The sequence below is a fragment of the Candidatus Micrarchaeota archaeon genome, assembly GCA_028866575.1.
In the GTDB taxonomy this organism is placed as follows: Archaea; Micrarchaeota; Micrarchaeia; order Micrarchaeales; family Micrarchaeaceae; genus UBA12276.
Genome location: JAGWHU010000013.1, coordinates 1 through 15,603, shown reverse-complemented (window position 1 = coordinate 15,603; position 15,603 = coordinate 1). Strand labels below are relative to the sequence as shown.

General features: G+C 48.1%; 23 protein-coding genes. 21 read left to right on the top strand and 2 right to left on the bottom strand.

The window, feature by feature from the left end; translation table 11 throughout:
* Positions 1-271: 271 nt before the first annotated feature.
* From KGI06_05670 to KGI06_05645, 6 genes are all read left to right on the top strand, one after another.
* Positions 272-673 (top strand): YjbQ family protein, encoded by a 402-nt coding sequence (locus tag KGI06_05670; protein ID MDE1871697.1) that lies wholly within the window; start codon positions 272-274, stop codon positions 671-673.
* A gap of 11 nt (positions 674-684) precedes the next feature.
* The gene (locus KGI06_05665; protein ID MDE1871696.1) at positions 685-1,128 is read left to right on the top strand and encodes a secondary thiamine-phosphate synthase enzyme YjbQ; all 444 of its coding nucleotides are present in this window, start codon (positions 685-687) and stop codon (positions 1,126-1,128) included.
* Position 1,129: 1 nt separating this feature from the next.
* Entirely contained in the window at positions 1,130-2,071 is a 942-nt protein-coding gene (gene ispH, locus KGI06_05660) for a 4-hydroxy-3-methylbut-2-enyl diphosphate reductase (GenBank protein MDE1871695.1), read from the top strand.
* Between the two features lie 16 nt (positions 2,072-2,087).
* Positions 2,088-3,350 (top strand): flavodoxin-dependent (E)-4-hydroxy-3-methylbut-2-enyl-diphosphate synthase, encoded by a 1,263-nt coding sequence (ispG, locus tag KGI06_05655; protein MDE1871694.1) that lies wholly within the window; start codon positions 2,088-2,090, stop codon positions 3,348-3,350.
* A gap of 325 nt (positions 3,351-3,675) precedes the next feature.
* Positions 3,676-4,185, top strand: coding sequence for a hypothetical protein (locus KGI06_05650; protein ID MDE1871693.1), 510 nt, complete (start codon positions 3,676-3,678; stop codon positions 4,183-4,185).
* Between the two features lie 87 nt (positions 4,186-4,272).
* On the top strand, positions 4,273-4,527 hold the full coding sequence (locus KGI06_05645) for a hypothetical protein (protein ID MDE1871692.1): 255 nt from the start codon (positions 4,273-4,275) through the stop codon (positions 4,525-4,527).
* Between the two features lie 136 nt (positions 4,528-4,663).
* Here KGI06_05645 and gnd read toward each other — a convergent pair whose 3' ends face one another.
* Complete coding sequence (gnd, locus tag KGI06_05640) at positions 4,664-5,572, bottom strand: decarboxylating 6-phosphogluconate dehydrogenase (GenBank protein ID MDE1871691.1); 909 nt, start codon at positions 5,570-5,572, stop codon at positions 4,664-4,666.
* An 84-nt stretch (positions 5,573-5,656) separates the two neighbouring features.
* On the opposite strand from gnd, the gene KGI06_05635 reads away from it, so the two are divergent.
* The 15 genes from KGI06_05635 to KGI06_05565 all read left to right on the top strand — a co-directional run bounded on the left by KGI06_05635 (position 5,657) and on the right by KGI06_05565 (position 14,576).
* Positions 5,657-6,565: a hypothetical protein gene (locus tag KGI06_05635; protein ID MDE1871690.1), complete on the top strand. Its 909-nt coding sequence runs from the start codon at positions 5,657-5,659 to the stop codon at positions 6,563-6,565.
* An 85-nt stretch (positions 6,566-6,650) separates the two neighbouring features.
* A complete protein-coding gene (locus tag KGI06_05630) occupies positions 6,651-6,932 on the top strand; it encodes a hypothetical protein (protein ID MDE1871689.1) in 282 nt (93 codons plus the stop codon).
* Positions 6,933-7,415, top strand: coding sequence for a DUF192 domain-containing protein (locus tag KGI06_05625; protein MDE1871688.1), 483 nt, complete (start codon positions 6,933-6,935; stop codon positions 7,413-7,415).
* Between the two features lie 106 nt (positions 7,416-7,521).
* Positions 7,522-7,938 carry a hypothetical protein gene (locus KGI06_05620; GenBank protein ID MDE1871687.1) on the top strand — a complete coding sequence of 139 codons (417 nt, stop codon included), beginning with the start codon at positions 7,522-7,524 and terminating at the stop codon, positions 7,936-7,938.
* A 26-nt stretch (positions 7,939-7,964) separates the two neighbouring features.
* On the top strand, positions 7,965-8,960 hold the full coding sequence (locus KGI06_05615) for a lytic transglycosylase domain-containing protein (GenBank protein ID MDE1871686.1): 996 nt from the start codon (positions 7,965-7,967) through the stop codon (positions 8,958-8,960).
* Between the two features lie 310 nt (positions 8,961-9,270).
* Positions 9,271-9,492, top strand: a complete 222-nt coding sequence (locus tag KGI06_05610) for a hypothetical protein (protein MDE1871685.1) — start codon at positions 9,271-9,273, stop codon at positions 9,490-9,492.
* 29 nt (positions 9,493-9,521) lie between these two features.
* A complete protein-coding gene (locus KGI06_05605; protein MDE1871684.1) occupies positions 9,522-10,220 on the top strand; it encodes a class I SAM-dependent methyltransferase in 699 nt (232 codons plus the stop codon).
* Between the two features lie 104 nt (positions 10,221-10,324).
* Positions 10,325-10,684: a hypothetical protein gene (locus KGI06_05600; GenBank protein ID MDE1871683.1), complete on the top strand. Its 360-nt coding sequence runs from the start codon at positions 10,325-10,327 to the stop codon at positions 10,682-10,684.
* A 26-nt stretch (positions 10,685-10,710) separates the two neighbouring features.
* Positions 10,711-11,259 (top strand): hypothetical protein, encoded by a 549-nt coding sequence (locus tag KGI06_05595; protein ID MDE1871682.1) that lies wholly within the window; start codon positions 10,711-10,713, stop codon positions 11,257-11,259.
* 200 nt (positions 11,260-11,459) lie between these two features.
* Positions 11,460-11,747: a hypothetical protein gene (locus KGI06_05590; protein ID MDE1871681.1), complete on the top strand. Its 288-nt coding sequence runs from the start codon at positions 11,460-11,462 to the stop codon at positions 11,745-11,747.
* A 141-nt stretch (positions 11,748-11,888) separates the two neighbouring features.
* The gene (locus KGI06_05585; protein MDE1871680.1) at positions 11,889-12,326 is read left to right on the top strand and encodes a hypothetical protein; all 438 of its coding nucleotides are present in this window, start codon (positions 11,889-11,891) and stop codon (positions 12,324-12,326) included.
* A gap of 17 nt (positions 12,327-12,343) precedes the next feature.
* The gene (locus KGI06_05580) at positions 12,344-12,799 is read left to right on the top strand and encodes a hypothetical protein (GenBank protein ID MDE1871679.1); all 456 of its coding nucleotides are present in this window, start codon (positions 12,344-12,346) and stop codon (positions 12,797-12,799) included.
* A gap of 116 nt (positions 12,800-12,915) precedes the next feature.
* Positions 12,916-13,284, top strand: a complete 369-nt coding sequence (locus tag KGI06_05575; GenBank protein ID MDE1871678.1) for a hypothetical protein — start codon at positions 12,916-12,918, stop codon at positions 13,282-13,284.
* Between the two features lie 45 nt (positions 13,285-13,329).
* Positions 13,330-13,995: a hypothetical protein gene (locus KGI06_05570; GenBank protein ID MDE1871677.1), complete on the top strand. Its 666-nt coding sequence runs from the start codon at positions 13,330-13,332 to the stop codon at positions 13,993-13,995.
* Positions 13,996-14,174: 179 nt separating this feature from the next.
* Positions 14,175-14,576 (top strand): hypothetical protein, encoded by a 402-nt coding sequence (locus KGI06_05565; protein ID MDE1871676.1) that lies wholly within the window; start codon positions 14,175-14,177, stop codon positions 14,574-14,576.
* Positions 14,577-15,070: 494 nt separating this feature from the next.
* Here the strand turns inward: KGI06_05565 and KGI06_05560 are convergent, their stop codons facing one another.
* Positions 15,071-15,403, bottom strand: a complete 333-nt coding sequence (locus KGI06_05560; GenBank protein MDE1871675.1) for a hypothetical protein — start codon at positions 15,401-15,403, stop codon at positions 15,071-15,073.
* Between the last annotated feature and the right edge of the window lie 200 nt (positions 15,404-15,603).

The following is a 15,603-nucleotide window of genomic DNA, read 5'->3' as shown; positions in this document are numbered from 1 at the left end:
GACACGTTTGGATTCCCTGAATCCAATTTCTGTAAATACTTTATACTTCGATTCTCTACTATTACTGGTCATAATGGTCTATGACCAACCGAACCAGAGACGTAAAACTCTTTGGTTCGGACTTAGATTAGAGGAATTCTACAGAGCCGATTGCCAAAACGCTCTTTCCCTGTGCAAAAGTACGCATACCAACGCAGTGCGATTCGCCCATTGACGTACCCGAATGATAGGTATAATAACCATCTAATCTGTATCCTCTTCTAGTGTTAGTATGAAAATAAAGACCGTTGAACTGCATTTCAAGAAGGACACAAACGGAATGGGCTTCGTTGACATAACGCGCCCCGTAGAGCACTCAGTAGTAGACTCAAAGATGAAGGACGGGATAGCGACGATACACAGCACCGACCCGAACGTGTGCATAACGACCCTTGACAACGAGATAGGGAACATAACCGACGTCAAGGCAGCATTTGAGAGGATCGCGCCGTCCAAGGCGCACAGCCCAGGTGAGAAGCACAGCGACGTAAGGCCGTCAATCGTAGGGCCGGGAATAACCATACCCTTCAAGGACAACCGGATAATAATAGGCAAATGGCAGCAGATATTCATGATAGACTTCGACGGAATGGAGAAGCCGAAGAAGGTAGTCGTTCAGATAATGGGCGAATAGGAGGTGCTTTCATGACCGTAAAGACAGTGGAACTATATTTCGAGAAGCCGGTGGAGGACCTTTACATAATAGACATAACCAAGGACGTGCAGAAGTCGATAGACTCCAGCAGGATAAGGAACGGAATAGCAACGGTCTTCATAGGCTGCTCAACCGCAAGCATAAGCACAATGAAGCACGAGCCCAGGAGCCTGAAGGAGATGCACGAGGCGCTTGAAAGGCTTGCGCCCTCTGGCGCAGATTACCTGCACCACAGGAGCGTGGCGGACATAAACGGCATAGGCGCTGACAACAACGGCAAGAGCCACGTGAGATCGGCGCTTCTGGGGCCGAGCATAACCGTGCCGCTGAAGGACGGGAAGCTGATGCTGGACAGGGACCAGGACATAGTCGTGCTTGATTTCGACATAATAAAGAGGAAAAGGAAGGTAATACTGCAGGTAATGGGGGAATGATTTGGTAGAGAAGGTTCTGCTCATAGGGCCGCGCGGGTTCTGCGCGGGAGTGGACCGTGCCGTAAACACGGTCGAGGAGGCTCTTGCAGCCTTCGGCGCGCCGATATACGTGAAGCATGAGATAGTCCACAACAAGACGGTGTGCGACGCGCTCCGCTCCAAGGGCGCGATATTCGTGGAAGAGGTGTCCGAGATACCGGAAGGGAGCATATGCATATTTTCGGCGCACGGGATAGCGCCCAAGGTCAGGGAGCAGGCGAAATCCAGGAATCTTACCACGATAGACGCAACATGCCCGCTTGTGACAAAGATACACATAGAGGTCGAGAGGTTCGCAAGGGAGGGCAAGGAGATAATATACATAGGCCACAGGGGCCATCCGGAAGCGGTAGGGGTCATGGGCATAAGGCCCGACATCACGCAGATAGTGGAGACGCCGGATGAGGTTGCAAAATTGAATCCGAAGGACCCTGATAAGCTGGTATACCTTACGCAGACAACGCTTTCCATAGACGAATGCAGGGCTGTGATAGCGGCGCTGAAGGGCAGATTCAAGGGGATAAAGGCGCCGCCGTCGGACGACATATGCTATGCCACTACCAACAGGCAGGCCGCAATAAAGCAGGCGGCAAAGCAGTGCGACATAATACTGGTAGTCGGAAGCAGGAACTCCTCCAATTCGAACAGGCTTGTAGACACCGCAAAGATGGCTGGGATAGACGCCTACCTCATAGACAACGGCAGCGAGATAAAGGAGGAATGGCTCGAGGGCAAGAAAGTACTTGGCATATCGGCAGGGGCGAGCGCACCGGAGCACATAGTGCAGGAGATGGCCGACAGGTTCAGGAATGAGGGTGCTGCCGTGCAGGAGCTCGAAGTAATAAGGGAGAACATGAAGTTCACCATGCCCTACGAGCTTTACAGAGTGCAGGAAAAGGGTTGATGTTATGATTCTTGAGATGCAGAAACCGGGGGAATCCAACTGGCTCCCTAGGAGGAGGAGCCTGCAGGTGAGGGTCAGGGACATGTACATAGGCTCGCAGCACCCTGTTGCCGTGCAGAGCATGACCAACACAGATACAGGGGACGTGAATACCACTGTTGCGCAGATAATAGAGCTATACAAGGCTGGCTCGGAGCTGGTGAGGTTCACGGTGCAGAACCTGCGGATGGCAAAGGCCGTAAAGGGCATAAGGAAGGAGCTTGACGACTTGGGATACAGCATACCGCTTATTGGGGATTTTCACTACAACGGCCACCAGCTGCTCAAGGAGGTGCCGGAATGCGCGGATGCGCTTGACAAGTACAGGATAAACCCCGGGAACGTTGGATTCGGGGAAAAGCACGATGACAACTTCAAGGCAATACTGGACGTCGCAAAGGACTACGGCAAGCCGGTGAGGATAGGCGTCAACTGGGGCTCGCTTGACCAGACGGTACTAACGAAGCTCATGGACGACAACACAAGAAGCAAGAACCCCAAGAGCGCCGATGACATAACCGTAGATGCGGTAGTCGAAAGCGCGGTGCAATCTGTCAACAAGGCCATAGAGTACGGAGTTGAGCCCGACAGGATAATAGTGAGCACCAAGATATCGGAGGTGCCGCAGATGGTAAGGGCATACGACATGCTAGCCGAAAGGATAGAGCAGCCGCTCCATGTGGGGCTTACCGAAGCGGGACTTGGAAGCAAAGGGGTAGCAGCATCCAGCGCCGCGCTCGCATTGCTCCTTACAAAGGGCATAGGCGACACGATAAGGGTATCGTTGACGCCGACACCAGGATCGAGCAGGTCTGAGGAGGTGATAGTCGCAAGGCAGATACTCCAGTCTCTTGACATAAGGCACTTCTCCCCGTTGGTGTCAAGCTGCCCTGGCTGCGGGAGGACAACCTCAACGGTATTCCAGGAGATGGCACAGGAGCTTACCGGTTATCTGCAGGAAAAGATGCCCGAATGGAAGAGCAGCGGCTATTCGGGAGTTGAGGAGATGAAAGTCGCGGTAATGGGATGCGTGGTAAACGGCCCGGGGGAGAGCAAGAGGGCGAACATAGGCATATCGCTTCCGGGAACAGGGGAGAACCCCTCGTGCATAATATACGAGGACGGCAGGCAAGCCGCATCCGTCAAGGCATCGGATGCGCCTCAGGAGTTCAAGAGGCGCCTGGAAGATTACGTAAAGTCGCACTACTCAAAGAAGGTAAGCGAGGAGGCAAGGAATTAGCTGCTGCTTTTCTTTAGTATGGCACCATTTTAGCGTGTCAAAATCAATTTATGCATTCTTTATGCCAATGCGAAGGAAATGGCATTGAGGGTACTAAGCCCTCGTGAGCCCCAGGAGGTTATTTTACCCTTGGACTGTAAAGCCCTTACCTGAATTTAACAACTTTAGGATTTCTTATAAGAAAACAGATTAGAGTGGTGCAGAATTAACCCATTTTCGTACATGAGATTTTTCATACGCGATGTCTGAATCTCTTTAGAGTTTCTCTCTGTAAGTGCCTCTAAAGGTTTATATATTATAAATTTCATTATTTTGATGTGATAAAGTGCCTACTTCAGAGAAAAATAACAGCATGCTTAGACCATTAAGGCCATCAGACAAATATGATAGGGAGCGTTTAAAACCCAATTTTAGAGACCATCATCATAAACTCATTCTATTAATTCCAATGCGTGAGAGTGTTATAGGAGAAGAGGGATCAAAATCTGTTTTCATACAAAAAGATTTAGATGAACTTGAAGAGCTATTTCTGAAAGATTTTGAAGGGTTAGGAGGACCGGAAATCATAAGAAAACCTTTAAAGAGAGGAAAATGGAAAAATGATTTAACAAATAATGTAATCGTGAATGAACATACACTTTATGAGATATACGGTCAACGAAATAAGACAGTAATAGATTACTTTACTGAACTAATGGAAAACCTGCATGTTCGTGCAATAGATAGAGGTGCTAAACAAGAAATAATAGTATTCGAACAAAGCGAAGTTACCTTCATAAGTGAACCCTCTTTTAGTAAAGAATTTCTTGAACACCTTCTGCATAAATCTGAATAAACATATATCGAATACAAATATGAGAAAAAAAAGCAAAGGTCTAAGTATTTTAAAGCAGCATATAATTAAATCATGTTTGATGATTTTATGGATGGAACAAAACAAAAAAAGGTATACAATCCAAAACTGAGAGACGGCACAGATCCTGGTAGAGAAGTTTTTGTTCTCAAATTCAGAACTGAGGAGGATAGAAGGAGGGTAATAGGCGTACTTAGGGAAACGGCAATTGGTTGTTTTAATCAACAAAAAGTTGGCGATGAAGTTTGGGCTTCTGTAAGTAAAGAAGCTGTTATTGAATTAAATAAGCATAAAGATTTACAAGACAAATATATGGTTGGGTAGTTTTAGAGAAAGCCACAGAATCGTGGGCTTTCTTATATAAAATCAATTCAGAAACCACAAGACTAATCCAAATCCCTATAAGAAATTGAACATTAGCCCCAGGAGGGAATCCAACCCTCAAGAGCGTTTTTAGGGCCTACTTTGCCTCCTTTATGTCGTGGCCGCCGAATTCATGCCTCAGCGCCGCAAGCATCCTGTTCCCGAACCTGACCTCGGATCTTGACCTGAACCTCTCGAACAGCGACTGCGATATGACTGAGAAAGGCACGTCGTGCTCTATCGCTGCCTCTATCGACCATCTGCCCTCGCCGGTGTCGTTCACGTAAGGCTCTATTCCCGAGAGGTGCCTGTCCTTCTTGAGCGCCCTTGAGGCCAATTCTATTAAATAGCCCCTTATAACTGAGCCGTTGTCCCATAAGTCGCATATAGCAGCAAGATTGAGGTCCTTGTACGGCCCCATCTCTATCAGCTCAAGGCCCTCTGCAATGGACTGCATCATGCCGTATTCTATGGCGTTGTGCACCATCTTCACGAAGTGGCCTGAGCCTGCGGGCCCGGTATAAAGCGATCCGTTCTCCACGCTTATGGACTTGAAGAGCGGCTCGAGCTCCTTGCAAACATCTGCGTCGCCGCCGTACATTGTAGAAAGGCCGTTGAGTGCGCCTGAAGGCCCTCCGCTGCACCCGGCATCAACCAGCTTTATCCCTTTTTCCTTGAGCGTATCGTACATGTTCATGGAATCCTTGTAATTGGAATTTGATCCGTCAATGACTATGTCGCCACTGTCCAGCTTTTCAGCAAGCTGGTTTATCATGCTTATCGTTGGCTCTCCGGCAGTCAGCATCACCCACACGAGCCTTCTCGGCTTCAGCTTGCTTACAAGATCCTCAACCGTCTGGGCCTTTACCGCGCCCTTTCCCGCGATTTCCTCAAGCGGCTCCCGGGACCTGTTGCTTGCTATTACCCTGTATCCGTTTCTCATCAGATTCTGGGCCAGTCCCTTGCCCATCTTGCCAAGCCCTATAAGTCCTATTTCCTTGTCCATAGAATTACCAGTATGTATATAATCATTGTCATCCTAACGTAAATATCTTATGGTTATGCACCGCGCTGCGCTTCGGGGGAATGGATGAACACGATAATAGCTGTACCGCTTGACGAGGAGCTCGCTAGCTATATAGGCAAGAAGGGCTCGGAGAACAGCATAACCTTTTACAACAGGAAGCTTGCAAGCAACAACATAGTCGGGCTCATGCCGACCAGCATTGAGGAAAAGTTCCATGCGCTTCCCCAGGCGCTGCTTCTTGCAGATCAGATAGTGGTGAGCACGAGGTCCATAGACAAGCTCTTCGGCGAGGTGCTGGTTGCGGCCGCGCTGCTGAACAAGCGCACCATATTCACCAAGGACAGCGACATAAGCAACATACTTTCAGGTATAACCCTCGAGAACATAGCGTTTGCGGACAGGGAGAACCTGCTTGATTTGATCTCTTCGTTCAAGAAGGATGCCGCAAACGCAGGCGCAGGCAGGGTCGACATAGACAAGGCGTTCAACGTCATGGGCGTGGGAACCGTGGCGCTAGGCATCGTCACAAGGGGCACAATCAAGGTGCACGATTCATTGCAGCACAGCTCCGGAAAGGCCGCAATAGTCAGGTCCATACAGAGCCAGGACGAGGACGTAAAGGAGGCAACGGCAGGCACGAGGGTTGGCCTTGCGCTCAAGGGAATGGACGCGGCGGAGATGCAGAAAGGGGACATACTCTCATCAAAGCAGGTGAAGCCGGCGAAGCTCCTTGAGCTGGAAGTGAAGGGCAGCGGATTCGTAAAGGAGCCGGTCGAGGAAGGGAAGATGTACTCCATAGCTGTTGGCTTTTCGTATTCGGCAGCTACTGTGGAAAAGGCAGGAGGAAACAGGGTTGCCGTCAGGCTGGAGAAGGCGCTGCCCGTTGAGGAAGGGGACGCGTTCATGCTCGTAAGGGCGCTGTCTCCAAGGATATTCGCATCCGGAAGAATCGCAAAGCTTGATTACAGCTAGAAAACATTCAATTAGCGGAAGCCAGGGATAATCATTTAAAAGCCTTGCAAGGCGATATAAGTGCGAGAACCTGAGAAGTGATTTTATGGTAGAAGTAGATAACACCAGAGTGGAGAGGAGATGGGACATGACCGGGAAGGCGGTTGGCGCAGCTGCGGCTATAGCAGCCACGACCATGCTGCTGAGGAATGAAGCAAAAATTGACGCGCCGTCAGTAGCCGTAATGGCCCCGATATTGCTCGGCATGGGCGTGATAATAGGCGGCGGTGTTGTATCCGACATACGCCTGCTGAAAGATGACGCTGCAAGATACGTGCAGGCAGGGAAAGCGGAATTAAGGGGATTACGAAACAAACTAAGGAGATAGATGAAAAGGGCTAGCTATATATTTGCAGCAACCGCAATCGTAGTTGTTGCCGCTGCGGCAGCGTATATATTTTATAACCAGGGCCAAAGGCCGGTTTCGTTCCAGGTGAACGGGAACACCTACCGCATAACCTCTTATGCTTACACCGAGGCAGAGCGCGCCACAGGACTCATGAACGCCACGGTCACAAATGACACATTCATGCTGTTCCGCTTCGACAACCCGGGCATATACCCGTTCTGGATGAAAGACACGTATTCTCCACTCGACATAATATGGCTGAATTACAGCAGCACGGATGGCACTGCAAAGGTTGTATACATAGCCAATGCGACACCATGCATTGAGTACAGCAGCAGCCAGGACAGCTGCATAGTCTATACGCCGCGATCGGAAGCCAACTACGTCCTTGAGGCAAGGGCTGGATTTGCCAAGGCGAACGACATGACCGCAGGCACCGAAATAAGGTTCCTTTACAAATAGGAACGCGTTTTACGCACATCACGTGTGCAAGGGGATTATACGAAATCTATTTATAATAATATATTGTAATAATTCCTGAGGCGGACTGGAAATTTGGAGTGATCCTATGACTACCAGGGGTCTTGAAAAGCCCAAGGAGAGGCTCAACAGGCTTTACATGGAAGCGGTGAGCGCAAACAGCGCCCAAAACGGGAAGAATTCCGTTGAAAACCTGTTCCACGAAGTATTGCACGATAAGGAGCTCGCGTTTGAGGCGTCAAAAGAAAAGAAATATCTTGAAGTCATGCATCAGGGCGCCTCCCTTGCGCACATAATCTCGCCTTCGGCATCCCATGCAATGATAATGAACATGATAAGGCTTGGGGATGAAGTGACGGGCATGAAGGATATGACAGGCTGCTCCGTGAGGAACGTGCTGAGCGCGCATCATGGAAAGAAGATAGACAAGATGATGGAAATCTACCAGCTTGAAAAAATGCTGAGGATTGGAAAAGAGACAGTACCGGCATACCAAATACGTTAATTCCAAGAACTTGCAAGTGTGATAAAATGTCAGAGCAAACGCAACCTAGAGTGGGTAAGACAGACGTAAATGTCAGGAAATGGACGAAAAGGCTGTTGCGCAAGTCGACGACTCTCCTCTCCGCCTCGCTCATGGTTTTCAACAGCACGGCCGTAAGCGACGTGCCAAGATCGGACAATGCCACCCTGATGCGTGAAAGGCAGCCGGCAATAATGAAGCTAAGGCAATCTCCCGACGGCCTTCCGTTCGAGAGCCAGGCAAAATACGTCAACCTCAGGATAGAACGCATGCTGGCAATGCAAAGGTTCAATGACAGCATCGGCCATGAGATGCCGTTCATCCTGCCAAAGATATCTCCAGCGATGGAAAAATACGCCGACAAACTGGACGATTACAGGATAGAGGTAATATGGCCTAAGAGGATGGAAGCTCCAGAAATGCAGTTGCAGGTTTCAAAATGGCTCCCCATGATAAAGGGCATAAGCAAGGAAGTAGGGGTCGATCCCTATTTAGTTGCAGGGATCATGCTCTCCGAATCGTTCGGCAATCCCAGGGCCGTAGACAGGACAAGGAGCCATGGAAGGTCATACGTCGATGTCGGCCTGATGCAGATAGACTTGCAGCTGAACAGGAAACTGATAAGGGCGATAAAACCAAGGGGCAGGAGCATATTCGACCCGTATGTAAACATAAAGATAGGGGCCACTATACTCAAGGACAACCTTGAGGCCTTCGGAGGGGATGTCAAGTCCGCAGTAATGGCATATAACATAGGGGTAGTTGGAGCCAGGAAGCTCCTCAGGAAGCATCCCGATTTCCTAAGCGGGAGATTAGATCCGCAAACAGACGCGAGGGATGCGATATACGCGTACGACAAGCATGAAAAGTTCAAGTTTTCAGCGAGGGCGTATTTGGGTTATGTGCTGGCCCACATAGGGCGCGTCAGGTACCTGGATACCCTAGACAGGAAGGAATTCAAGAGAGAAGAGGATTCCAAACCCATAGGGATAATCCTAAGGTGAGCAAGAGATTCCGGATCATACGTCATGGGGCCCGGCCCGCTCAGAAGGTTTAAATATTTAATGCTTAGAATAGTACAGTATGCCAGGCGCCGAATGTGCTAATTACTATTCAACGACGGTTTCAGCCAACGGCGTAATGTCATCAAACATAAGGTTGCTTCTCCTGTTGCTTCTCTTGCAGGCATAAGCTGCATAAAATCTAAAATCAACAAAAGGTTTTGTGCATGAATTTGGAAACCCTAGGGCCTATAATAAAAATTTGCTTCAGCTTCGATATTCGCAGTGGGTATAATGTTAGGTAGGTGAAAAAATGGAAAAAAACAAGAATGGAAAAAACGAAAATAGCATACGCGTCGCAATATTAACGAGGACGCCACATGGGATACAAAGAGAGTCTATAAGGTTGGAGCTTGGTTCTGAAAAGTACGAGAAATTCATGGCCTTACTAAGAGAAGACCACCCCAAGTCACATACTAGGCAGAGATGCGCCGAGGAGAACATATTATGGGATGGGGATGCGCCGCTCGTATAAGAAAACCAAATAATGAGAACTGCGATATAATGGCTGATAAATCAAAAGTAATGCCTGAACGCGAGAGCATGAGCAGATACTGGGAATCGCAATGGTATTCGAAGCAGTATGTGCTAAGCACGATGGAGCCATCCTATCTGATAAGGTGCAGCGACATTGCGGGCAAGACAGTCCTGGATATCGGATGCGGAGACATGAGCCTATCAATATCCCATAGGGGCGCGAAGATGTATGTAGGGCTTGATATAGCAATGACTCCTTTGAAGGATGCGAGATTAAACGAGAAAAACGTTGAATTGGTGAGGGCAGATTCGATAAGCCTGCCTTTCATGGACTGCTCTTTTGACTCTGTAACCTCTATAAACACGTTCACCCTGTTGGGCGCGGAATTCGATAGGGCGATAACCGAGGCCGGAAGGGTATTGAAGATCGGCGGATCCCTTACGTTCGACGTGATGCACACGGACTGGCATGTGCAGAAGGGCGACGGATACACTCAAATGAAAACGCGTTATGGGACCGTTTTCAAGGGACAGTATTTCGATAAGATGACTACCGACGAAGAGGGTGTAAAAAGTGCGCTGCAGGACGCTGGACTTGAGCCTAAGGACATTACAGTCCTCAAGCACTACCAGCACATGCGCCTGTTGGGTGCCTCTTCTTACTGCTTCTGTGAACCTGATGCATTTACCAACCAGAGGATATTGGCACGCGCGCTCAGGAAATGACGGCGACGGAAGAAAGAAAAAACATACCTTTTTATAGGGTAAATTCGGTCAAAACCTATTTATATATGGAAAGCCATAAGAGATAATTACCATACGTGGTACGGATGGAAAAAACAATTGAAAAGAAAAAGAGTAATATCAAGGAGGCATTGAGGACAGCCAAGGGCGTAGCCGCGAATGTCGTATTGGCTACTGCGCTAACCGTAGGCTCCGGTGCCGTATTCAAATTAAATGCAGAACCCCCTCAGGCTGCAGTAACTTCAAGCACATCAATACAGAGCGTTGTGGAGAAATCCGCAACGGATGCGATGAAGAGGGAGCTGGGCTCCGTTATAGAGGGAATTGTCATATTGGGCGGGCTGGTCGTTGGTTACGAATACGTATCGCTCAAGCGCAAAAAGGACCTGGTCGACAACGAAATAGCCATGAAACACAGCTATTTCAACGGCAGCTACAAGTATTAATACGCGCTCCCTGACGGTGTCTTGCCATGGAGAGATCTAAAGCAAATGCATCAGGCAGATTCAGCAACCTGGTAAGGAAGACTAACATAGTGGTTGCGACATTGGCGATCGCTTCCTCCCTTGCATGCTCCGAAGCGCACAACGGCAATCATCCAAGATACTTGGATACGTCGACAAACTGTGCTGTATTGTACAAGGAAAGGATAGAAGGCCTAAACCTAACCCCCAGCCAGTTAAAAAATGATCTGGGAATACGCGACAATTCAAGACCCATATTCGGCATAGGGGCAAAGACATACGTCGAGTGGAGCGGATGGCAGGGCCCCGGCAGCTACAATGCGGTTTTGGCAGCATGTGACACCCCGTACCTCAGCAACATCGAAAAGCTCAACAACTGGAATTATGTCCTGTACGGGAAAAACAGGATCGAGCCGCGCTGGAAGCTGATAGAAAACGAAAAGGCGCTATCGGCGAAGGGCACAGCGCAGCGGACAAGCCCGGAGATAAAGGCGTCTGTGGACAACCTGATCAGGACGGGAAGGATGCGCGTCTTCAGTTCGGAAAGGATAAGGTAGTCGCTGCAATCCGATCCGACGCTCTGTTTTTATATACTTTACGGTTGTATTATAATGTATTGATTTTGACATTATAATGTATTGTAATTTTTATTAGACGATTAGCGGATTCAAGAGTTATGTATTTATATTTATTTGCATAATAATATATTGTAATAGAAAGGAATCACATATTGCATTGATTTTTTAAAGGCGACAAAATGACAACGATGAAAGGACTGAAGAACAAGGTAAAGAGAGAGTACAACTCATTGCTGCGCGGATTTACTGAAACAAGGGATGAAAAACTGGAAAGGCTCAGCAGCAGGGCCGATGCAGGAGAGAGGTATCTAAGGTTCCTGAGAAAGCGCAACGACTACATAAGGTCCCCCGCAGTAATGCTTGAGGTATCTGCAATAAGGGAGCAGATAAACGACCTGGGCGGCAGGCGAAGGCTGGAAGAGATACAGGTTCTTAAGATCAAGGAGCATGTAATCGGCGGGAATTAATTGTGAAGTTGCGTCCAGGCATTGCCTGGAAACGCGCTCTTTTTATTTTGGCAGTAAACAAACAGTTAGAATTTCTAATAATATTTTAGAATAGCTATCTATTTATATTATATCAAACACATCAGATTGTGGAGATATGTGATGGATGGCAAGCAAAAAACTACGCATGGGAAATACGACATCAGCCTTAGGAAAATAGGCAGAAAGACGATAGAATATTCCATAGTTGCCGTCACATGCGCGGAGATCTTCATTGCCATAGACAACCGCAACAGCAACAAGGCAATGTTCAACACAGTGCAGAACATAGACAACAAGGTTTTTGTCGACAGGATAAAGCTGAGCGGCGGCATAAAGGGGGTGCTGGTCGCAACTGCGACTGAAGGCTGCCCGTACACCGCACTCCTCGACAACCCATACCACATAAAGAGCTTCTCCCAACTTCAGAAAAGGGAATTGGAGAGCGAGCTGGTTAAGACATTGGGAGCGTGCGCGAAGGCCACAGGATTCAAGACAACTCCGCAAACAAAGGATGAGAAGCAGACAGTATATTCCAAGGTTGGTTTGAGGAAAGAATGATTTACTTATGTGATAATATGCCGAGGATTTCCAGGGATGTCCCGAGCAAGTTTCTCGAGAAGATATTCAAGGAGGAAGAACTGAACCACATGAAGATAAGGTTCAACGACAAAAGGATGGAGGAGCTAAAGCTGCTGCTTCACGATACAATAATCAAGGACGGGGCGGACAGGTACGGCACGTTGAGGCTGAGATCCGATGATATACTGAGGATGAGGTTTGGTATGGATGACGGAATTGTCCACAGCGCGGAGGAAGTGGCAGGCATGTTGAGGATACCGCCATACTCCAACAGCAGGATAAGGCAGATGGAGAAGCTGTTCCTGGCGAGATTGAGGAAACCGTCAGTAAAAAGGCTCATAAGGAAATTGGTGAAGGATGCGGTTCAGGACGAAAGGGAATCTGCAAGGGAAAAGGAGAGGGCCAACGCGCTATGCGCAATCAAGGAATGGCGCACATCAAAAGGCACGTGAGAATTGCGACGTCATTGAAGTTGCTGCGATGATCGTGGGAGCAAAAAACTGAGGCATGCCAAAACTGGCCGAAAAACTATATAAACATGCATGGTGAAAATTAATTAGGGGGTATTATGAGAACAAGAAGCAAAGTTGCCATAGGTGTGGGAACGCTGGCGCTGGCTGCGACAATGACTGCGGCACAGCACGCCAAGAAGACCGATGCGGCAGGAAGCGTCGCATACAATACCATAAGCACAAGCCAGTCAAATGACGGAAAGCTTGTCGTATACACTGACAACTTCAAGCTCACCGATGCGGGGCATCATGACGTGCTAGGCCTGATAAGGATAACCAGGGAGGCAAACGACAGCAACTCGGGATGCAGTTTTACCAGAAAATTCGATGGAAAGGAGCAGAGCCCGGACCTTACGGATTCGCAGAAGAAGCAGCTGAGCGACGAGATAGGAAAGGCGTTCAAGGCTTGCGCGCTCAGGCAGTAAGCGGCACTGTGCTTGCCATGAACATGCAATTCCAATGGTAGTAACTTGACAACCAGAGAAGTGCCAACCGTGAAGCTTTCGCGGCCAGGAGCGCTCAAGGCATTCCTCAGGCACGAGCAGATAGGCGAGCTTGACGCGCAGCTAAGCAATTTCGGCTATGACGCCAGCAGGATATTCTTCAAGTGCATAAGCAACGATGCCCATGACGCCTACAGGCAGGTTTTCGACAAGGAAAGGATTATACTAAGGAACGGGGGCGATGGCCCGCTGATACGCGAGTTCCACCAGCTGTCCAAAATGCATACAGGCAATCCGGAAAATACCGCAATGCCGGTAGCGTTGACGATGATGGATTCAAAATGCGTCGGATATTTCAGCGAATACGTGAAAGGCGTCACAATCGACAAGACGTTTGACCATTCAGATAGGCACATAAGGCTGCTTGAAGGCGCATTTGAAGCGGTATCGGTGCTGCACAGAAAGGGCATAGGGCACGGCGACATAAACCAGCGCAATATAATAGTAGGGGTAGGCGACGGCATAAAGCTAGTAGATCCCTTGGTGCCCTATGAGGGATGCAGCGACGAGGAACTCATCGCGGACGACAGGATAGACCTTGCAGGGATACTTTCCGGGATCAGGTACCTGAAGAGGAAAAGCTGCAGAATTGTTGGGGAGAAGATTGCGGTGCCGATGCCCGCAATAAAATGATTGGGCCATTCGGGATTTCCGTTGCTTGTGGAACATATGTTATTATACCTAAAATGAGGATATGACTGGAACAAAGAAACCGGGACGGTGGTGCTGATGGTAAAATCCGTTGTTGATGATCACGCCAAATGATATACATTTAGAATTTCCAATATTATCTTAGAATGTAAGGCGATAAGATGCTCAAGCAGAAATATAATGCCATTAAAAGAAATGCGACCGCAGGTGCTGGCGCACTGGCCCTGGCGGCAACTCTTGCTTTCGGGACAAGTACAGGCAACGGAAACGGCAAAGGCGTTGCGCACAACCCAATCGGGGTAAGAAAATCAGGGAAGTTTGTCATATGCACCGATCACTTCGAACTCCAGTCAAAAAACAATGCCGCAGTTGGCGGCACGCTAAGGTTGGAGACTGAAAGAAAGGATCCTGACGGCCCGCACTACAATTTCAGCATCAGGTTTGATAGCAAAGACCAGAGGCCGAATCTAACGGATGCACAGATGGATCAATTGAGCAGGGAGATGGACAGGACATTTAGGGCATGCAATGAGAAGCCATGGGGCATTATGCTTAGATGGTAAGAATGACTTAGAATTTCCAAGATTATTTAAGGCGATATTTATTCATTTCGCATAAATGAAATTTCAGTGCCTGTGAAGCGCATAATTGCGCATTCCATTATAACGGAATAAAAATGCAATCTTCAAAAAGCTTTGGTTCCGCATTTATGGAATTATAGGGCCTTCTGGTGAAAGGGGCATTATTGTTTGGAAAAGAGCAAACAAGATAATGGCTTTCCCTCGGAGGGCGCTTTTCGGTTCAGTTTAATGGAAAATAATTAAGCAATTCCATCTCGATGGAATTATGGATCCCAGCAGGGGAAAGTCCATCTTGAAAGCATTCCGACGACAAAATAAAGCGCGCATTTGCGCTGCAAATGCGGTGATTTTCACGGATGATAGTTCCATATGGCGCTGCAGATGATTTGATAACGTGCAAATAATGAGCAAATCTGTCTTTTCCAATATATATTAAGAATTTCTAATATTATCTTGTATATGTGTTGAGCATCTAATTATTTCTTATCTGAATCATTGCCGGATCTTAAATGCCTTTTCACAGCGTAGTATGCGTAAAAGGAAGCGGCAAGGGACGTTATGATTGTTGTCACTACTGCATCCCCTGAATTATATGTGTAATGCATGTGCTGCGGCATCTTGAATATCTGCCTGTTCTGCATTTGCATTGAATAATCCCATGCGAATTTCATGAGCGGCTCCGAATACCTTTTCATCAGCGCTGCCGTGACTGCAGCTGTGCCTACAGCGGCAGTATATGCGACAGCCTCGCCGTTTTTTGCGTAGGCGCCCAGAATCTCTCTTGACTTGCTCCTGATATTTTTAAACACGTTATCACACTAATTATGCGCATTTCCAGATATAAATACCCTCTTGATTTGCGCCTGTGTCCAATAACTACTGAAAAATTAGGCACACTTTTCAGTAGTTGTCTATTGACGAGAGTTACGTCAAGAATCTGTTGTACACCACCGCCTTCAGAAGTAGTTCCTTCTCTCTCATTTTATTATTTGTCGAGAAGGTATACTCC

What these genes read in the sequence shown, in the direction of transcription:
- KGI06_05575 (MDE1871678.1), top strand. Translation starts at nt 12,916, where the DNA reads ATGAGAACAAGAAGCAAAGTTGCCATAGGTGTGGGAACGCTGGCGCTG.
- KGI06_05580 (MDE1871679.1), top strand. Translation starts at nt 12,344, where the DNA reads ATGCCGAGGATTTCCAGGGATGTCCCGAGCAAGTTTCTCGAGAAGATA.
- KGI06_05585 (MDE1871680.1), top strand. Translation starts at nt 11,889, where the DNA reads ATGGATGGCAAGCAAAAAACTACGCATGGGAAATACGACATCAGCCTT.
- KGI06_05595 (MDE1871682.1), top strand. Translation starts at nt 10,711, where the DNA reads ATGGAGAGATCTAAAGCAAATGCATCAGGCAGATTCAGCAACCTGGTA.
- KGI06_05620 (MDE1871687.1), top strand. Translation starts at nt 7,522, where the DNA reads ATGACTACCAGGGGTCTTGAAAAGCCCAAGGAGAGGCTCAACAGGCTT.
- KGI06_05630 (MDE1871689.1), top strand. Translation starts at nt 6,651, where the DNA reads ATGGTAGAAGTAGATAACACCAGAGTGGAGAGGAGATGGGACATGACC.
- gnd (MDE1871691.1), bottom strand. Translation starts at nt 5,572, where the DNA reads ATGGACAAGGAAATAGGACTTATAGGGCTTGGCAAGATGGGCAAGGGA.
- KGI06_05565 (MDE1871676.1), top strand. Translation starts at nt 14,175, where the DNA reads ATGCTCAAGCAGAAATATAATGCCATTAAAAGAAATGCGACCGCAGGT.
- KGI06_05590 (MDE1871681.1), top strand. Translation starts at nt 11,460, where the DNA reads ATGACAACGATGAAAGGACTGAAGAACAAGGTAAAGAGAGAGTACAAC.
- ispG (MDE1871694.1), top strand. Translation starts at nt 2,088, where the DNA reads ATGCAGAAACCGGGGGAATCCAACTGGCTCCCTAGGAGGAGGAGCCTG.
- KGI06_05625 (MDE1871688.1), top strand. Translation starts at nt 6,933, where the DNA reads ATGAAAAGGGCTAGCTATATATTTGCAGCAACCGCAATCGTAGTTGTT.
- KGI06_05605 (MDE1871684.1), top strand. Translation starts at nt 9,522, where the DNA reads ATGGCTGATAAATCAAAAGTAATGCCTGAACGCGAGAGCATGAGCAGA.
- KGI06_05635 (MDE1871690.1), top strand. Translation starts at nt 5,657, where the DNA reads ATGAACACGATAATAGCTGTACCGCTTGACGAGGAGCTCGCTAGCTAT.
- KGI06_05645 (MDE1871692.1), top strand. Translation starts at nt 4,273, where the DNA reads ATGGATGGAACAAAACAAAAAAAGGTATACAATCCAAAACTGAGAGAC.
- KGI06_05615 (MDE1871686.1), top strand. Translation starts at nt 7,965, where the DNA reads ATGTCAGAGCAAACGCAACCTAGAGTGGGTAAGACAGACGTAAATGTC.
- KGI06_05665 (MDE1871696.1), top strand. Translation starts at nt 685, where the DNA reads ATGACCGTAAAGACAGTGGAACTATATTTCGAGAAGCCGGTGGAGGAC.
- KGI06_05610 (MDE1871685.1), top strand. Translation starts at nt 9,271, where the DNA reads ATGGAAAAAAACAAGAATGGAAAAAACGAAAATAGCATACGCGTCGCA.
- KGI06_05670 (MDE1871697.1), top strand. Translation starts at nt 272, where the DNA reads ATGAAAATAAAGACCGTTGAACTGCATTTCAAGAAGGACACAAACGGA.
- KGI06_05600 (MDE1871683.1), top strand. Translation starts at nt 10,325, where the DNA reads ATGGAAAAAACAATTGAAAAGAAAAAGAGTAATATCAAGGAGGCATTG.